This window comes from Proteiniphilum sp. X52 (genome assembly GCF_003712195.1).
Lineage (GTDB): Bacteria > Bacteroidota > Bacteroidia > Bacteroidales > Dysgonomonadaceae > Proteiniphilum.
Window position 1 is genome coordinate 45269 of sequence record NZ_RDSD01000019.1, and the last position, 19043, is coordinate 64311.

A 19043-nucleotide genomic window follows, 5' to 3' on the forward strand; every position below is an offset into this window, starting at 1 on the left:
GCAAAGATAATCATTTTATTTTTTATCTGCTGCGGGGGCTCAAAGATCTTTCAGCAGGAGATCACCGTTTCCGCCATGGAGCCCCATACGCGTGTTCATCAACGCTTTCCAGTGCTCGTGATAAATCCCGTCGATATCGATCATAAAATCTTCCGACCCCTGTTCATCCAATTCGGAAATTAACCGGTCTACGGTAATCAGATTTATATCCATGGCAGGCTGAAAGGCCGGCACACGTTCGTCGCCTCCGCAGGGAGTCACCGAAATGATGTTCAGCTCTACCAATTGATCCAGAATATCGTTGGTAAGCCGTCCCGGCACCTTACATCTGACCGATATCTGATCAGCCGTAAGGGGAGGTTTTTCATCGGCAAAACGCTGTACAATCTCCGAAGCGATCATCAATGTGAAGAAGTCTCTGTAACGCCGGCTGATATTACGGGTTTCCTTTTCGAATGAGAATTTCCGCACGTTCTGCGCCGCATAGGAGATCTCCGCCCCGATCAGCACAATGAACCACGACATCTGTATCCACAGCAGCATCAGAGGGATGGCGGCAAACGTACCGTAGATGGCGTTATAGCGGGTAATCCACATCTGTCCGCTCAGGTAGAGCATCTGGAAGAACTGGAATGCCATGCCGGCGACAATCCCGGCGATCAGGGCATTCATGAACTTCACTTTTGTATTGGGCAGGAACTTGTAGAGCGCGGTGAACAGCAAAATCATTACCACGAAAGGCACAATATCCAATAAACGGGGAATAAAAGGATAAAGGATATAGATGATCTTGAGCGTATCGTTTTGCGGGTAGCTGAGAATATTGAGCGCATTGACGAGAATAAAAAATACCGGCATAAAGAGCACCATGGCGGTGTAATCGGTCATCTTGCGCCCGATCGCCCTCCCTTTGCTCACCTGCCATATCTTGTTCAGGTTGTTCTCTATATCGTTGAAAAGGATCAGCACCGTGTAGAGGAACAGTAAAATACCAATTCCGGCAAATACTCCTCCGCCCTTGGCTTCTTCGAGCGAATTATCAATAATCTGGAACAGGAGGTCGAGAAATTCCCGTGTCCGTTCCTCTGCCGAAACTTCTTCTTCAGCGGTTATCGCCGGTGAGATAGCTGGAATCGTATCCACAACTCCCATCCCCGTAACAATGGCTACCGTGCTGTCGCCTCCCGATTCCGGTGCCGCAATCACAACCTCTTCAGAAGGCCTGTTACCCAGCATAAAACTGAAGATGCTGCTCTCCATGATATTCTCGATGCCAAAGCCGCGGGCAATGGCAAAGATGATAGCCAGTAGCGGCACAATAGAGAGCAATGTCCTGTAAGTGAGTGAACGGGCACTCGCGGCGATATCCAATTCCTGCACATTTCTGACGGTAAGCATAATCGTCTTGATGGCATCGTACAGGATATTTCTTTTGCCGGACAGTGTTTCTGGATTTTGGCGCCAGATACCGTAGGATAGGAAGCGGATCAACTCCTTTATCTTGATCCTCAACTGTTCAAGCCTGCCGGGCTTTTCCTCTTCCGGTTCATATCTTTTCCTTTTCTTGCCCATGACTTTTTCAATTTCATTAGACTATTTGAGTCGCATTCGCTCCTCCATACCCAATTGAGTCGCCTCCGCTCCTCCATACCCAATTGAGTCGCCTCCACTCCTCGATTTTCAATTGAGTCACATTCGCTCCTCGATTTTCAATTGAGTCACATTCGCTCCTCGATTTTCAATTCTCGCTATGGCAGAATATAAACAAGTTTATCTTCCGCACATTTTGATAAATAACTTGGCCTCTGCAATGTTTCAAGGGAGGTTGACATTGCCCTCGCTTAACCGTAATTTTAGCTTAACGAAATAGTTCTAAAAAAAAAAAAGCAGCCGGTCTATAAGCCGGGTTCTGTATACCGACGAATCGGATGTTTGTCATTTATCTACGGAGAAATGTCACCACTCTCCTTTAGCGGCCTACCCCTCGGCATCGGGCGAGCAACCCTAAAAATCCGATATACATGGCCTTGCAACCCATAATGCGTACGGCACACCGCATTACTGCGGCGTCCGGTGAGCTCTTACCTCACCTTTTCACCCTTACCCCGACATCAGCCGGGGCGGTCATTTTCTGTTACGCTTATCTGCCCTCACGGACACCTTCCCGTTAGGAAGCATGGTGCTCTGTGTTGCCCGGACTTTCCTCCACGACACGAGTGTCGTAGCGACAAACCGACCTGCTGCAAGCACAAAAGTAATACGAAATTAGTGATTTAACCCCTATTCCCGCACTTTTTTTACATTTCAGAATATGATTTGGCGTGGAATCCCAATTCCAGAAGTATCCTGGACAAAGCTGCTTTCGAAAAACTGCAGGAGTACTACATTCATATTTTTGGAAACGAAGCCTCTCCCCTATGGGAGCGTGACAATGCTCGCAGAGGCTTCTTTTCGGCACTGTTCTTTCCGCCCAAGGTCAATTGATCGCATTCTATCATCTCGATAACACAAAAAATGTTCATTGGCCATGATATGCAGTTTGTCGATTTTTTTTGTCAAAACGGAAAAATATCCTTTTTTTTGCACGTCAAAAAGGTTTGGGTTATTGAATTCATCCCATTCCTTTTAAGATTGGGTTATTCCCCATTTGTTATGATGTAAAAATCATCCATTATTTATGAGTCATACAATTAAAAAAAACGGGTATTTCATTTCGTCGGCCCTTCTGATAATGCTATTCTCTACCGCCTGCGGAGAGAGATCAAAAAACGACGCCCACACTTTATCAGCGAGGATTTATCCAGTACGGGAGCTTACAAAGCAAACTGCCATGCTGGAGTCAGTGTTCCCCGTTACCCTGAGAGGGGAAGAAGATGCTGAGATCAAACCGCGGGTGAACGGATATATCGACAAGGTATATATCGAAGAGGGCGCTGTTGTGAAAAAAGGGCAGGCGCTGTTCTCCATTAATTCGCCTACTTCCGAACATGACCTGGCCTCGGCAAAAGCAGCAGTGGAGAGTGCGAACGCCAACCTCAACACAGCGCGGTTAAATGTGGAACGCATACGCCCTCTTGCCCAAAAAAATATCGTCAGCGGGGTACAGCTCCAAACCTACGAGAACGCTTATACTGCGGCACAAGCGGCTTACAGTGAGGCTCAGGTGGCACTGAAAGCGGCGCAGGCCACTTCCGGCTGGACAACTGTCACCAGCCCGATCGATGGAATAGCCGGATCAATCCCGTACCGTAGCGGAAATATGGTTACCAACGCAACCACACTGACCACCATTTCAAAGACCCACACCACATATGCCTATTTCTCTCTGAATGAAAAAGCATTATCCTCCTTATTCGGGACTCTTGAAGGAGAAACCCAGGCCGAAAAAATAAACAATATCCCCGAGGCCACTCTCCTTCTGGCCGATGGGAGCATATACCCCGAAAAAGGGAAAATAACAGCCATTTCCGGCATTGTCAATTCCCAGACAGGCGCCGTAAGCCTCCGCGCGACTTTCCCTAACAAGCACGGAACGCTCAGAAGCGGAGCCAGTGGCAGAATATCCATTCCCAGAGAGCTGGATGATGTCTTTGTCATACCCCAAAAAGCCACTTTTACCCAACAGGACAAAGTGGTACTCTATAAAGTGGTGAAAGATTCGGCCAATGAAAACGACTCCACCGTACAAACAATTATATCGGTACTCCCTTTGCCCGATGGCAAGCATTATGCCGTAACCTCAGGCTTGTCAGAAGGAGACAGGATCGTGGTGGACGGGATAGCCACACTGGGCAATGCACGAAAAATAAAAACCGCACAACAATAATATGCTGAAAATATTTGTAGAAAGGCCGGTGCTTGCCACCGTTATTTCGATCCTGATAGTAGTGCTGGGGATAATAGGCCTGGCTACCCTTCCCGTAGAGCAATATCCCAATATTTCTCCTCCCACCATACGCGTATCCACCAATTATAGTGGAGCGAGCGCTGAAGTGGTGATGAACAGCGTGATCATACCGTTGGAAGAGCAGATAAACGGCGTGGAAGGTATGACCTATATGACTTCCACCGCCACCAACAGTGGTTCGGGAAGTATCACTGTATATTTTGAACCGGGAGTCAATCAGGATATCGCTGCCGTGATGGTACAAAACCGGGTAAGCCAGGCAACCTCCCTCCTTCCGGCAGAAGTCACGCGATCTGGTGTAACCGTGGCCAAACAACAGAGTGATAATGTGTTGACAATCTCTTTATCGTCCACCAATCCGGATCATGACCAGGCATTTATCCAGAATTATACCGATATCAACGTGCTGCCTCAGATAAAACGTGTGATGGGTGTTGGAGATGCCAGCGTAATGGGAGCAAAGACATATTCAATGCGAATCTGGCTGAACCCGAACCTTATGGCATCCTACAATCTGACTCCTGCCGAGGTGCAGACGGCGTTAAACGACCAGAATGTGGAAGCGGCGCCCGGCTCAATCGGCCAAAACAGCGATCAGACATTTGAATATTCTCTGCAATATACCGGAAGATTAAAGTCGGTAGAAGAGTTCGAGAACATTATTATCCGTTCTCAGGACGGACACATACTCCGCCTGGGTGATGTGGCAGAGGTTGAGTTAGGGGCCCTATTTTACGCGGTAATGTCGGCCACCGATGGCAGCCCTTCAGTAGTGATGCAGGTAAGCCAGATCGCCGGCTCCAACGCCACCGAGTTGATCAAAAATATAAAAGCGACACTCGATGAAGCCTCAAAAACCTTCCCTCCGGGTTTTAAATTCGTCTATATGGCAGACGCCAGCGAATTTTTAGATGCATCTATCTCCAAAGTTATCTCCACCTTTTTTGAGGCGTTTCTGCTTGTATTTCTCGTAGTTTTTCTCTTTCTGCAAAGTTTCCGTTCCACCTTGATACCTGCCATAGCTGTTCCGGTTGCCATTATAGGAACTTTCTTCGTGTTGCAGGTAATGGGATTTTCGATCAACCTGTTGACGCTGTTCGCCCTTATCCTTGCCATCGGTATTGTGGTGGACGACGCCATAGTGGTGGTCGAGGCGGTACATGCCCAGTTGGAGAAGGGAGTTAAAAATGCGAAAGAAGCGACCCTGTTGACATTAAAGGAGATAGCCCCGGCCATTATATCCATTACGCTGGTGATGGCATCGGTATTTATTCCGGTCAGCTTTATCGGGGGGACGAGCGGTGTCTTCTACAAACAATTCGGCCTCACATTGGCAGTGGCTATTTTCATCTCAGCCATCAACGCCCTCACATTAAGTCCCTCGTTGAGTGCATTGTTACTCACTTCACCGCACGCGGCAGAGGCGGCGGAGAAGAAAAATATATTCAAGCGTTTCACGGCATGGTTTAACAAATGGTTTCTGAAACTGACCGATCAATATGAAAAAACATTGCGTTATCTGGGAAAGAAAAATCACCGCTGGATAACCGTAACAATGATTTTAGTATTCAGCCTGGCACTGTTTTTATTGATGAAAACCACCCCCACCGGATTTGTTCCCCAAGAGGATAGCGGATCGATGCTCTGTATGATCACCCTGCCGCCGGGATCCTCACTCGAGAGGACCGACTCGATGGTGCACCGGGCATACGAAATCGCAAAAGAAATACCGGAGGTGGCACACATTTCAAGTATCAGCGGTGTCAACTTCATGAGTGGCCTGGGCAGCCCCTACGGCACACTCATCATCAAACTGACACCCTGGAAAGAGAGAAAGAGGACAGCTTCAGAGATAGTGACCGCTTTGACCGAAGAAACAAGCTCTATCATAGGCGCTTCGTTTACGGTGTTCAGCTCCCCCACATTAAGGGGCTTTGGGTTGAGTAGCGGCGTGGAGTTAAAGATGCAGGACAGGACAGGAGGGAATATCTATGATTTCTTTGATGTCACACAGGATTTTCTGGGCAAGTTGCAGTCTACAGATCAGATACTGGCCGCTTACACCACTTTTAATCCCAATTTTCCCCAGAAGCAGATAGAGGTGGATATCGCCAAGGTAAAAGAATCGGGGTTACAACTCAATGATATTTTATCCACCCTGCAAATGTATATCGGCAGCATGTACACCTCCAACTTTACGTTGTACGGAAAACCCTACCGTGTTATTATACAGGCTTCACCCGAATACCGTAAAAACATGGATAACCTGAATGCCCTTTTTGTGAAAACCGCATCAGGCGAAATGGCTCCTATTACCGAATACCTGACAATAACCGACTTTTCCGGACCACAATCCTACACCCGGTATAATATGTACGCGTCGATGGATGTCACCATTGTTCCCAACTTTAGTGAAGGATACAGTACCGGTGACGTTATCAATCTTGTCGACCGGATGGGAGCGGAAGAACTTCCGGTAGGATATGGGTTCGAATATACTGGGATGACGCGCGAGGAGGTCGGCAGCGGTAACCAGACACTGCTTATTTTTGTGATCTGCCTGATATTCGTCTATCTCCTTCTTTGTGCCCTTTATGAAAGTTATATCATCCCCCTTTCCGTGATATTTTCGCTTCCGGTAGGTTTGGCAGGTGTATTTATCTTCCTGAAATTATTTGGGGTGACACAGGGTATTACCAATAACATATACGTTCAGATCTCCCTTATCATGCTGATCGGCTTGTTGGCTAAAAACGCCATCCTGATTGTGGAGTTTGCCATCCAGCGACGAAAACAGGGAATGAATTTAGTGGAGGCGGCCGTCAAGGGAGCGGTGGCCCGCTTGCGTCCTATCCTGATGACCTCGTTCGCTTTCATTGCAGGGCTGACACCCCTCTTTTTTGCAACCGGAGCGGGATCTGTCGGAAACCGTTCCATCGGCATCAGTGCCATTGGAGGCATGCTGATCGGAACCGTACTGGGTGTGTTGATCATTCCTTCACTTTACATCATATTCCAAACCCTGCATGATAAATTCGCAAAATCAGGCATTGTGAACATAAGTGATGACTCAATAAACAAAAACAGCAATGAGCAAAAATAAAAATATACTGCCGGTCATCTTCATAGGGATGGTCTTGGTCTTTCCGGGATTATCCTCCTGTCAGGTGTTAAACCGCTACCAAAGACCCGAAATAGACACCTCGGATCTATACAGGGACAGTCACGCAGGGGATACAACCACCATTGCCGATATCCCCTGGAGGGAGTTTTTCACCGACACCCATTTGATTGGATTGATCGAGGAAGGCCTGAAACACAACGCCGATTTGCAGGTGGCGGTAACCGGTATCCGTCAGGCCGAAGCGAACCTGAACATGGCGCGCGCATCCTATTTCCCCACTGTGTCACTTACAGGCCAGGTATCAAACATGACAACGAGTGACGCCAATAAGAGGCTTGGCTACAATTCGAATAACGTCACACTGGGAATTGCCGCGTCGTGGGAACTGGACCTGTGGGGAAGACTGAACCGCCAAGCCAGGTCGAAACATGCGTTGTTCCTGCAAAGCCATTCTTATAGAAATCTCATCCAGAGCTCTCTCATCGCCAATATTGCCACCTCTTATTTTTCTCTGCTGGCGCTTGACGAGCAACTGCAAATAACCACAGAAACAGTCGCGCTTCTGGAAAAAAATGTGGAAACAATGATGGCGCTGAAAGAGGCTGGGATGCAAAATGTAAATGAGGCTGCCGTAGAACAAAGCCGTGCTTTGATGTTGAGGACAAAATTGAGTATCTATGATCTTGAGAGCGCTATCCGTCAAATGGAAAACGCCATTTCTGTAATGCTCGGCCGCAAACCCGGTGCAATAGAACGATCGGCATTCGAAACGCAGACGATCCCGGGGAAACTGCAAACAGGAGTGCCCGCCCAACTGTTGGCAAGGCGTCCCGATGTAATACAGGCAGAACTTGACTTACGTTCTGCTTTTGAGTTGACGAATGCGGCACAGGCGAGTTTTTACCCCTCTGTCACATTGAATGCGGGTTCGATGATAGGTTTCGCGGCCTCCGGATTCACCAACTTCTTCAGCAGTGAAAACTTATTGGCAAACGTTATCGGGGGATTAACCCAACCGATCTTCAACAGGGGACAATTGAAAGGAAACCTGAAAATAGCAAAAGCCCAACAGGAAGCGGCCCTGATTACTTTCAAAAATACCCTGCTAAGGGCAGGACAGGAAGTCTCGGATATCTTGTTTTCTTATCAATCATCCGCTAAAAAAAACAGTGTCCGCCAGGAGCAAATCGTCTCAACCCGGAAAGCAGTGGAATATACAAAGGATTTACTGATCGCCGGTGAAGCCAATTATACCGAAGTGCTCACAGCAGAACAAAACTATCTCTCGGCACAACTTAGCGAGGTAAGCGACAAGCTCGAACAATTGCAATATTCAGTGAATTTATACCGGGCCTTGGGAGGAGGTGCTGAATGAATTGCCTCCCCTTATAGCTATCTTTGCAAAGTATTGCCGACCGTAAAATGATAATCGGTTCGCCGGCTTATTATATTTTTTGTATTTTTGAATTTTATTATATTGAAAAAATACAAAAAATAACATCAGTGCAAGCCTCACCGACATATAAGGCTCGATTTGAAGAAGCGTATGTCTCTTATTATGCGCGAATGAAACGCTTCGCCCGGCAATATTTGATCCGCGAGGAAGATGCGGAAAATATTGTGCAGGATATTTTTTCCGAACTTTGGGAAAAGCGGTTAGATTTTACCTCCTTGGTCAACCTCAATGGATTCCTGTTTATGATGCTAAAAAACAGGTGTGTCGATTTTCTACGACGCAAGACATTTGAGCAACTTGCCGTTGACGAAATACAATCTGAGTACACCCGTACACTCAAACTGAAATTCGACTCACTGGAAGCCCTGGATAATAAATTACTCAACGAGAACGACATAGATACCATTATCTCTAATGCCATAGATAGCCTTCCGGAGAGATGCCGGGAAATCTTTGTGATGAATAAGATCGAAGGGAAAAAACAGAAAGTGATCGCGCGGGAACTCAATATTTCCATCCACACCGTGGAAAGCCAGATGGCCATTGCCTATAAAAAACTGAAAGAAGCATTAAAGGATTACATGCCGCTTTTTCTTTTCTTTTTTATTTGATTATCAATTAATTTATTATCAGAATATAGGTCAAGCAGGGTTAACTCTATACCTCTTTAACAAAAAAATTTCTTTTTTCTTAGCGGATTTTCATCACTTATTCGTTTTATATATAACAAGCATTAAGATGGACGACCAACTTTTACTATATTTTTCAGGAGAATTAACGGTTGAGGCACGACTGGCATTGATTCGGCGCATTGAAAACGACGACAGGTTAAAGGCTGAATTTATTCGTCTGCAGAACCTGAATGCGGTCTCGCAACTCTCATCCCGTCCCACAGACCGTAATGAAGGCGTCAGCCATTTCAAGGTATTCACTTCCCAAATCAAGCGGAATGCCCAAAGAAAGTTCTTCTTCAATATGGCAAAGTATGCAGCCATCGCACTTATTCTTGTGGCTTCCACTGTTTGGGTTACATTTTATCTGTCGAACCCGGACCCGGGGACAGCCATGAACACATTACACGTACCGGCCGGACAACGCGCCCAAATAACGTTGCAAGACGGAACAAAAGTCTGGCTGAATGCACAATCGACATTAGTGTACCCGTCCCAATTCTCCAAAAAGAACCGTACCGTGGAAATAACTGGCGAGGCATTCTTCGATGTGGCCCAGGAGAAAAAGCGGCCATTCATTGTATCTACACAGCATATCGACATGGAGGTACTGGGCACACAATTCAATGTATACAGTTATCCCGGCGCCGGCTACATTCAGACAGATCTGGTAGAGGGTTCAGTGAAAGTCTATCAGGCGGATGATGAAAAAAGCAATATTATCCTGAAACCGAACGAACAGGTAATAATCAGAGGTAAAGATATGACTGTCAGTAATACAAATAATCCCGAACACATGCTCTGGAGAAATGGAATTTACGCTTTTACCAATGAACGCTTAATCACTATTATCGAAAAATTACAACTCTATTATGACATAAAAATTGTAGTAGAAGATTCTGATATCTTTAATGTAAGGTATACCGGGAAATTCCGTCAACGTGACGGCATTGAAGAGATCTTGCATATCTTACAAAAAATTCAAACCTTCAAAATTGAAAGAGATAGAGAAAACAATATTATTACTTTGACAAAGTAAATTAATTCACTAATTATTTAATTTATAAATGCCTATGAGAAATAATATAGAAGTAAAATAAAAGCGACAAGTGCGCCAACACTTGCCGCTCCAATTAAAGCAAAACACTCAATTATCAATTTAGTATTCACTCTAAACACACAAATGTATGAAAATAAACACTTCATTTGATCACTTTTCGCGAAAAAAAAGTGATTGTAAATATTTATTTAAAATCATGAAAATCTGCTTACTATTCCTATTTGCCTTCACTTTTCAATTGATGGCACTCAATACAAACGCACAGGACGCGGTTATTGAACTTAAGACGAATTCCGTGACCATTGGCCAGTTAATCGACGAAATTGAGAAGCAAACCGATTATCTGGTCGTTTATAGTAACCGGGAAGTAGATACCAACCGGAAAGTGAATTTCCAGCACAATTCGGGTAGAGTATCTTCCTATCTCAATACCGCTTTCTCCGACACCGATATTGGTTATAATTTTGAGAAAGATTATATTGTTCTATCAAAAAAAGTACATCAAAATGCCACAGCCATCCAAGCCGCTCAGCAAAATAGAACGATAACAGGAAGGGTTACCGATGAAAACGGAGAACCGATTATCGGTGCAACCATCATTGAAAAAGGAAATTCTTCCAACGGTACCATCACCGATATCGACGGTAATTTCGTCTTTAGCATATCTCTCGATGCCGTATTAGAGGTAACCTATGTGGGATACCAGCCGCAAAGCGTTTCCACAGTCGGGCTAAATACCTTACACATTATATTGCAGGAAGATACGAAAACGTTAGAAGAGGTGGTAGTCGTGGGATACGGCACCCAAAGAAAAGCAAATCTCACAGGTGCTGTTTCTGCCCTAAAGATGGACGATGTGTTGGGGGACAGACCAGTAAACAATGCATTTGCAGCTTTGCAGGGATCGATCCCAGGTCTGATGATATCAGGGTCTTCCACTCCTGGACAGAACAACAAGTCAATCAATATCCGGGGAACACTCTCTATCAACGGAGGTGAGCCTTTGGTATTAATCGATAACGTTCCCGGCGATTTAAATATGATAAATCCCGAGGATATCGAATCTGTCAGTGTACTTAAAGATGCCGCGTCTTCCGCTATTTATGGTGCCCGCGCTGCTAATGGCGTTTTATTGATTACTACCAAACGTCCAAACAGCAACACTGCCTTTCAGTTAAACTACAATAATAACTTCGGGTTTGAGTCATCCATCAACCGTCCTCAGCAGGCTCCTCTATCGGATTATTTCAGAGCCTATCAGGACGCAGGATTTAGCAATATCTACTGGTCTAATTCACAAGATGTGAGCAAGTGGATGGAATATTTAGAAGAATATAAAAGAAACCCCGGTTCGTTTAATACGATTGGGGATGGAATTTATGTAGACAATGGAATACCTTATTACCTACATGAAAAAGACCTGTTTGACAATGTATTAACAACAGGTTACTATTCGAGTCACAATATCTCTGCATCCGGAGGAACGGAAAAAGTCCGTTACAGGATGGCAGGAGGCTACAGTTCTGAAGATGGCCCAATGATTACAAACAAAGACTATTACCGAAGAATGAATATCAGTAGTTTTATTTCGGCAGATATGACGGATTGGTTTACGCAGGAATTGGATATCCGGTATGCACAGAGTAAAAAAACAATGCCCCAGGGAAGAGGAAACGACATCTATACACTGCGTCTCGTTAATTATTATCCCGAAGGGATGTTGCCAGCCTCTCTTTCCCTATCGGGAGAGGAAGCACCGCTATTTACACCCAAGAACGTAATCATGTATGCCAATACCAGCAATACGATCAGAAACAATCCCCGTATCTTCTCAAAATCAATTATAAAACCAATAGAAAATCTGGATATTGTATTCGAATACACTTACGACAAAGACGACTTTAACTACTCCTATTACACCGATAAATGGACACACACCACCATTCAATTGGCTGTGAGCACTGCCCCTACCAACGATGAATTGACAAGGCAACGGTACTTCACAGATTATAATGCGATCAACACGTATGCTACTTATTCCCATTCATTCGGAGGCCATAATTTTAAGTTAATGGGCGGATTTAACCAGGAATCCAGTGCGTATGAAATAATCGAAAATAAAGTGAAAGACCAAGTGTCAAATGTTATTCCATCGTTAGGCAATGCTACCGGTGAAAAAACGCTGAAGGAAGAATATTCAGAGTATTCCATTCGCAGTGGATTTTATCGTTTAAACTATAATTATCTGGATAAATATTTGTTCGAAATGAACGGACGGTATGATGGTTCCTCAAAATTTCCAAAATCAAAAAGATTTGGTTTCTTCCCCTCCGTTTCAGCCGGATGGCAGGTTGCACAAGAAGATTTCATGGGTTTCTCAAAGAGATGGCTGGAAGAACTGAAATTCCGCATATCGTGGGGACAAATAGGTAATCAGGCTATTAATCCTTATCAATACAGTCCCGAGATGGTCATTAATAGTGCAAATACGGTCTGGTTGATCGATGGAAACAGGGTGACCACCATTGGTTTACCTGGGTTGGTAAGCAGCACATTCACCTGGGAGACTGTGGAAACCCTTGACTTCGGTATTGACTTTAGCTTACTCAAGTACCGGCTCAGAGGGACTTTTGACTGGTATCAACGCGATACCCGGGGAATGCTGACAAAAGCCGGAGCTTTACAACTCCCGGCAGTAGTAGGAGCAGAAGCTCCCGCGCAAAACGGCGCTGATATGAGGACACGCGGATGGGAATTGGCTGTTTCCTGGAGGGATAGGATAGGAAAAGTTGGTTACAATATAGGATTTAATATTTATGACCATCGTTCACATATTACTAAATTTGCCAACGAAGGTGGATTATTTTATGACAGAAACGATGCCCAAGATGCAAAAAGATATCGTGTAGGCATGGAGCTTGGAGAAATTTGGGGCTATGTTGCCGACGGATACTATTCAGTGAATGATTTTGCAGATTTAAATACATGGCAATTAAAAGAAGGAGTCACTTCAATTCAAGGATACAATGTCCGGCCAGGTGACATGAAGTTCAAAAATCTAAGAGATGACGAGAACAGTAAAAATCGAATAGACACCGGAGATAATACAGTGGACAATCCGGGAGATAAAACCATCATCGGCAATTCAACTTCACGTTACCAGTTCGGTGCTAACTTGGGAGTTAATTACAAAGGGTTTGATGTAAGCGTGATGCTCCAAGGTGTAGGTAAACGTGATGTCTGGTTGAGTGGAGCAGCTATGTTCCCGTTTGGAGGGACGAGCGCCAGCGATGCAATTTTTCAACCGTTATACTATAATCAGACAGATTATTGGAAACCTGTAAGCACTGATCCGGCAGATCCCAATTATATGGTTGCTGAAAATCCTAACGCAAAATATTACCGTCTTTACGGACAAGTACAAAATGTGGAGTCCAATGCACGTATCTCGGATAAGTTTTTACAAAGTGCTGCTTATTTACGTGTGAAAAACGTCACTCTTTCCTATGCTTTTCCAACCTCTTTAACACAAAATCTTCATGTTAAACAGTTAAAGTTATTTGTGGGAGTGGAAAATTTGACAACATTCTCGTCACTACCCAAGGGTATAGACCCTGAACGGATTAGTTGGAACTACCCATTTTATCGTACTGTTTCATTCGGTGCAAATATCACATTTTAATTTTAAGAAACAATGAGAAAATATATCCTTATATTATTAACAGCCGCTTTGATTATGGCTTGCAACGATGACTTCTTGGAGAAAAATCCACGTACATCGTTAGTGGAAGAGAACGCTTTCAAGACATATGATAATTTCAAAGCATTTATATTCCCCTGTTATGAGATGTTCACCAACACAACGATTGCCACATCCCTTTCCAATGGTTTTTCACAGAATGCCCAATACAGGGGTGACGTAAACGCCGGTTATCTGACTACACGGTTTAATTTTAACTCATACGCTTTTCAAACCGTGCAGAACGCTACCACAGGTAATGGATGGAACTTCGACTATATCCGCCGGATAAACATCATGTTATCGCATGTTGACCAAGACAATGAACTGACACAGGCCGAAAGAGATCACTGGAAAGCTGTCGGTTACTTTTTTCATTCCTTTTGGTATATGGAACTCGTAAACCGTTTCGGCGATGTGCCCTGGATTACCCAAGTGCTGAATGAGACCTCCACTGATGCTTACGGGCCGAGAAACGACCGCAAGATGGTTACCGATTCCATATTGACCCGTTTAAAATGGGCCGAAGAACATATAGGGGATTTCGAAGCCAAAAATGGTAAAAACACCATTAACCAGAATGCGGTGCAAGCCGCCTTGTCACGCTTTACGTTGAGGGAGGGTACATGGCGTAAGTATCATGGCTTAGGCGATCATGATAAATATTTCTCCGAATGTGCACGCGTTTCCGAAATATTAATGGCTAAATATCCGACACTTTACACCGGTACGGACGGACAACCGGCAGCCGGATACGGTGAAATGTGGACAACGGAAGATTTAGGTAAAGTCCCCGGGGTGATTCTTTATAAAGAATACAGGGAGTCCACCCTGTTGAACAACAATAATTATGTAGAGCACACCTCTTCCCATATTATTGAAATGCCGCAGCACACGGTAGACATGTATTTATGTAAAGACGGGAAAACTATCTCAAATTCTTCATTATATGACGGAGATAAAGACATGTACTCCACATTTCGAAACAGGGATCCTCGTATGTATCATACCATCATGCCCCCTTATAGAGTGAAAGCCGGAAAAGGAGATTATAATACCTGGTCTTTTACAGATAATCCGGCTGACAGGGAATATATTGATATAATGGGAATTAACAGTTCCACTTCCAATCCCGGTGTTGGAATGAAACGTCTTCCTGCCCAAAACTGGGGAGCAAACCTCCTAGCCTATGTACCCAATTTACAGAATGGCATAGCTGCACAAGGAACGAAAGCGGCGGCATATGTAGCATGTCGTTCGGGTTACTATGTATATAAAAATTGGAATCAATGGGAAACAAATTTCAATCAGGCGGCTTTAAATACTTCCGATAAACCCATTTTTAAAATAGAAGAAGTTCTCTTAAACTACGCAGAAGTAAAATGGGAACAAGGCCTGTTTAATCAGACAATTGCCAATATGAGCATCAATAAGCTTCGCGAAAGAGCCGGAGTTGATCCCATGATTGTGGCCGAAATTGATGCGAACTTCGACCCGAAAAGAGACACGACCGTAGATCCTGTACTCTGGGAAATACGCCGGGAACGTATGATTGAGCTCATGGGTGAAGGGTTTGGATTCGATGATGTGCGCAGGTGGAAAAAAGCATCTTGGTATATCAACAGACAGCAGTTGGGCATGTGGATACAACAGTCAAAGGTTAACGAGTCGCTTTGGGATGAAAATACGCATTTACCAACCAAATCTAAATCTGAAGGTTATATTTATTTGTGGGCTGATCCCATTGTAGAGGGTAAGGGATGGCTCGACAAATATTATTTGTACCAGGTTCCAACGGATGAAATAGTATTGAATCCGGCATTAGAACAAAATCCCGGATATTAATATTATTTTTTAAACCCTAAAGGCTGTTACGCACAGCGCATGTAAGGGCGGAAGTGGAAAGATTCAGATTTCCTTTTGAAAAATAATATTTCACTCTATTTGATGTAACTTTGAAAAATAACTCGAACGAAACAATATGAAGACTGAAATTTTTGCTGCGGGACTTTCCCTGGCAGCGTTAACCCCGCTCAACGCCCAGCAAAAACCCAATGTGGTGTTTATCGTGGCCGATGATTTGGGCTACGGGGACCTGAGTTGTTACGGCCAGGAAAAATTCCAAACACCCCATATCGACCGGTTGGCGCTCGACGGGATCCGGTTCACCCGCTCCTATTCAGGAACCACCGTGAGCGCACCCTCGCGCGCCAGCCTGATGACCGGATTGCACACCGGCCACACCCCCATCCGCGGAAATCAGGAAATAAAACCCGAAGGACAGTTTCCCCTGCCGGCCGGCACCTTTACGCTTTTCCACCTGTTCAAGAATGCAGGCTATACCACCGGCGCCTTTGGCAAATGGGGATTGGGGCAACCCGGTTCCACAGGCGACCCCAACAATCAGGGTGTGGATGAATTTTATGGATACAATTGCCAACTCCTGGCACATAACTATTACCCAAGCCATTTATGGTACAATCAGACAAAAATAGCGTTTCCTGAAAATGATAACGGACAATTCGGCGCGTACTCGCAAGACCTGATCCAGGCGAAAACGCTGGAGTTTATCGATAAATACAATGGGGATCCGTTCTTCCTCTTCGTTCCCATGGTGCTTCCACACGCGGAACTGATTGTACCCGAAGATTCCATCATCCAAAACCTGAGAGGGAAATTCGATGAAAACCCATACCAGGGGATTGATTCCGGCCCCGCATTCAGAAAAGGAGGATATATGTCACAGGAACATCCGCGGGCTACACACGCCGCGATGGTTTCACGTATCGACATGTATGTGGGACAGATTATCGGGAAGCTCAAAGAGACAGGTGTCTATGAAAATACACTCATCATATTTACGAGCGATAATGGTCCCCACCGCGAGGGAGGCGCTGATCCGGATTTCTTCAATAGCAATGGCATTTACCGCGGATATAAACGTGACCTGTATGAAGGGGGTATCCGTGTACCTACCATCATTGCATGGCACGGCAAAATCGCCTCCGGCAAGGAGAGCAGTTTTCCTTTCGCATTCTGGGATTATATGTCTACCTTTGCAGAATTGCTGGATATCCAGCTACCGGGAGAGAGTGACGGAATCAGCATTCTACCCACATTATTGGATAAAGAAGGCCAGCAGAAGCGTGATTATTTTTATTTCGAGTTTCAGGAATTGGGTGGCCGGCAAGCGGTAATAAAAGACAACTGGAAACTGTTGCACCTTGATATCCGCCAGGAAGGACTGTACGAACTCTATAATCTTGCGTCCGATCCTTCGGAGAATCACAATCTGCTCGATCTCTATCCTCAAAAAGCGGCAGAACTGAAACAGATCATGATGAAGGCCAGAACCGACGATCCCAACTGGCCCTTGTTTTAAGTAATTGATCCGGCCCTCCAATGGAGTTCATCTCGAATAAGATTTTAGATGTCTGATTATCAACAATCTTATTCCTTAATCAATATAATATCTAATAAACTTTCCAATTATGAAAAATTTTTCTACCCGGTCACTCCTCACTTTCGGCAGCTGTCTGGCGCTTCCCGCGCAAGCACAGGAGGTAAAGCCGACAGTGATTCAGGAGAAACCCAACATTGTATTGATCTATGCCGATGATATCGGCTATGGAGATCTCTCCTGTTACGGGGCTCACCGGGTGACTACTCCCCATGTGGATATGTTGGCAGCGAATGGTGTACGCTTCCTCAACGCCCATTCCGCTGCCGCAACCAGCACCCCCTCCCGTTACGGGCTTTTTACGGGCGAGTACCCATGGAGAAGGAACGGCACCGGTATTGCCCGTGGCGATGCAGGTTTGATCATCAAACCGCATCGGTACAATGTGGCTAAACTGATGAGAGAGGCTGGATATACCACCGGAGCGGTAGGAAAATGGCACCTCGGCATCGGAGAGGAGACCGGCACCCAGAATTGGAACGCGAGAATTGCTCCCGGCCCGCGCGAAATCGGATTCGACTACTCCTACCTTATGGCGGCAACGGGCGATAGGGTACCCTGTGTCTATCTGGAAAACCAGGAAGTGGCAAACCTCGACCTAAATGACCCGATCAGCGTAAGCTATTCGCGGAACTTTCCCGGGGAGCCTACCGGCAAGGATAATCCCGAACTGCTGACAAAATTGAGGCCAAGTCCCAACCACGGCCATGATCAGAGCATTATCAACGGGATCTCCCGCATCGGTTATATGAAAGGGGGCAAAGCTGCCCTCTGGGAGGATGAGACCATTGCCGACAGCATCACCTCACGCGCCGTCCGTTTTATAGAACAGAATAAAGAGAAACCCTTCTTCCTTTATTTCGGCACCAACGATATCCATGTGCCGCGCTATCCGAACGAGCGGTTCCGGGGCAAAACCGAGATGGGACACCGGGGCGACGCAATCGCCCAGTTCGACTGGTCGGTGGGTGAAGTGATCCGCGCATTGAAAGAGGCGGGAGTGTATGAGAATACGCTGATTATTTTGTCGAGCGACAACGGCCCGGTGGTGGACGACGGTTATGCGGACGAAGCCGTGGAGCGCCTGATGGATCACAAACCGTGGGGGCCTTATCGCGGCGGCAAGTACAGTATGTTTGAAGCAGGAACAAGAGTGCCTTTTATTGTTCACTGGCCGCAGGTGGTCCGTCCTGGCATTTCCGATGCGCTGGTTTCCCAGATCGACTTCTTAGCCACGCTGGCCGCTTTGACGGGTATTGAGTTGGAGGAGGAAAAATCAAGCGATAGCAGGAATCAACTTCCCGCATGGCTCGGCCTCGACAGCGAAGGGCGTGAGTACCTGATCGGAGCCGGCACTTCGCTTATGATCCGCACCAAAGACTGGAAATATATTGAGCCAAATAATGGCAATGCATACCAAAGGCTCACCGATATTGAAATGGGGAACAGCCCGGAGGACCAACTCTACGATTTACGCCATGACCGGGGGGAATACGACAATGTGGCTGAAAAGAACCGCCTGAAGGTGAGATTTTTTAAGCAGATACTCGAGGAGGAGAAGAGTAAAGGCGTAGGGATGGATTTGTAGGTTACGGACATGAATGTCATCCGCTCCTTCCACCCAAA

At 45.6% G+C, this 19043-nt stretch carries 11 protein-coding genes and 1 other RNA gene; 10 read left to right on the top strand and 2 right to left on the bottom strand.

All coding sequences use genetic code 11. The features are described 5' to 3' along the window. Positions 1 to 39: 39 nt before the first annotated feature. Together D7D25_RS13645 and rnpB are read right to left on the bottom strand one after the other, a co-directional pair. Positions 40 to 1572 carry a YihY/virulence factor BrkB family protein gene (locus tag D7D25_RS13645; protein ID WP_122969495.1) on the bottom strand — a complete coding sequence of 511 codons (1533 nt, stop codon included), beginning with the start codon at positions 1570 to 1572 and terminating at the stop codon, positions 40 to 42. Positions 1573 to 1882: 310 nt separating this feature from the next. Next, positions 1883 to 2244: RNase P RNA component class A (gene rnpB / locus D7D25_RS13650), an RNA gene on the bottom strand. Between the two features lie 72 nt (positions 2245 to 2316). Here rnpB and D7D25_RS18575 point away from each other — a divergent pair. From D7D25_RS18575 to D7D25_RS13695, 10 genes are all read left to right on the top strand, one after another. Next, positions 2317 to 2484, top strand: coding sequence for a DUF6051 family protein (locus D7D25_RS18575; RefSeq protein ID WP_255417314.1), 168 nt, complete (start codon positions 2317 to 2319; stop codon positions 2482 to 2484). Between the two features lie 193 nt (positions 2485 to 2677). Next, entirely contained in the window at positions 2678 to 3826 is a 1149-nt protein-coding gene (locus D7D25_RS13655) for an efflux RND transporter periplasmic adaptor subunit (RefSeq protein WP_122969496.1), read from the top strand. A 1-nt stretch (position 3827) separates the two neighbouring features. Further along, entirely contained in the window at positions 3828 to 7010 is a 3183-nt protein-coding gene (locus tag D7D25_RS13660) for an efflux RND transporter permease subunit (RefSeq protein WP_122969497.1), read from the top strand. Further along, complete coding sequence (locus D7D25_RS13665) at positions 6997 to 8406, top strand: efflux transporter outer membrane subunit (RefSeq protein ID WP_122969498.1); 1410 nt, start codon at positions 6997 to 6999, stop codon at positions 8404 to 8406. Before D7D25_RS13660 ends, D7D25_RS13665 begins: the two co-directional genes overlap by 14 nt. 128 nt (positions 8407 to 8534) lie before the next feature. Further along, entirely contained in the window at positions 8535 to 9098 is a 564-nt protein-coding gene (locus D7D25_RS13670) for an RNA polymerase sigma-70 factor (protein WP_255417315.1), read from the top strand. Between the two features lie 127 nt (positions 9099 to 9225). After that, positions 9226 to 10197, top strand: a complete 972-nt coding sequence (locus D7D25_RS13675) for a FecR family protein (RefSeq protein ID WP_122969500.1) — start codon at positions 9226 to 9228, stop codon at positions 10195 to 10197. 217 nt (positions 10198 to 10414) lie between these two features. Next, positions 10415 to 13900: a TonB-dependent receptor gene (locus tag D7D25_RS13680; protein ID WP_122969522.1), complete on the top strand. Its 3486-nt coding sequence runs from the start codon at positions 10415 to 10417 to the stop codon at positions 13898 to 13900. A gap of 12 nt (positions 13901 to 13912) precedes the next feature. After that, positions 13913 to 15802 carry a RagB/SusD family nutrient uptake outer membrane protein gene (locus tag D7D25_RS13685; protein WP_122969501.1) on the top strand — a complete coding sequence of 630 codons (1890 nt, stop codon included), beginning with the start codon at positions 13913 to 13915 and terminating at the stop codon, positions 15800 to 15802. 136 nt (positions 15803 to 15938) lie between these two features. Further along, complete coding sequence (locus D7D25_RS13690) at positions 15939 to 17339, top strand: arylsulfatase (RefSeq protein ID WP_122969502.1); 1401 nt, start codon at positions 15939 to 15941, stop codon at positions 17337 to 17339. 109 nt (positions 17340 to 17448) lie between these two features. Then, complete coding sequence (locus D7D25_RS13695) at positions 17449 to 19005, top strand: arylsulfatase (RefSeq protein ID WP_122969503.1); 1557 nt, start codon at positions 17449 to 17451, stop codon at positions 19003 to 19005. The last annotated feature ends 38 nt before the right edge of the window (positions 19006 to 19043 follow it).

Bases quoted from the DNA above. Each gene is read 5' to 3' on its own strand.
- D7D25_RS13645 (WP_122969495.1), bottom strand. From the start codon at position 1,572: ATGGGCAAGAAAAGGAAAAGATATGAACCGGAAGAGGAAAAGCCCGGC.
- D7D25_RS13655 (WP_122969496.1), top strand. From the start codon at position 2,678: ATGAGTCATACAATTAAAAAAAACGGGTATTTCATTTCGTCGGCCCTT.
- D7D25_RS13665 (WP_122969498.1), top strand. From the start codon at position 6,997: ATGAGCAAAAATAAAAATATACTGCCGGTCATCTTCATAGGGATGGTC.
- D7D25_RS13660 (WP_122969497.1), top strand. From the start codon at position 3,828: ATGCTGAAAATATTTGTAGAAAGGCCGGTGCTTGCCACCGTTATTTCG.
- D7D25_RS13680 (WP_122969522.1), top strand. From the start codon at position 10,415: ATGAAAATCTGCTTACTATTCCTATTTGCCTTCACTTTTCAATTGATG.
- D7D25_RS13690 (WP_122969502.1), top strand. From the start codon at position 15,939: ATGAAGACTGAAATTTTTGCTGCGGGACTTTCCCTGGCAGCGTTAACC.
- D7D25_RS13695 (WP_122969503.1), top strand. From the start codon at position 17,449: ATGAAAAATTTTTCTACCCGGTCACTCCTCACTTTCGGCAGCTGTCTG.
- D7D25_RS13675 (WP_122969500.1), top strand. From the start codon at position 9,226: ATGGACGACCAACTTTTACTATATTTTTCAGGAGAATTAACGGTTGAG.
- D7D25_RS13685 (WP_122969501.1), top strand. From the start codon at position 13,913: ATGAGAAAATATATCCTTATATTATTAACAGCCGCTTTGATTATGGCT.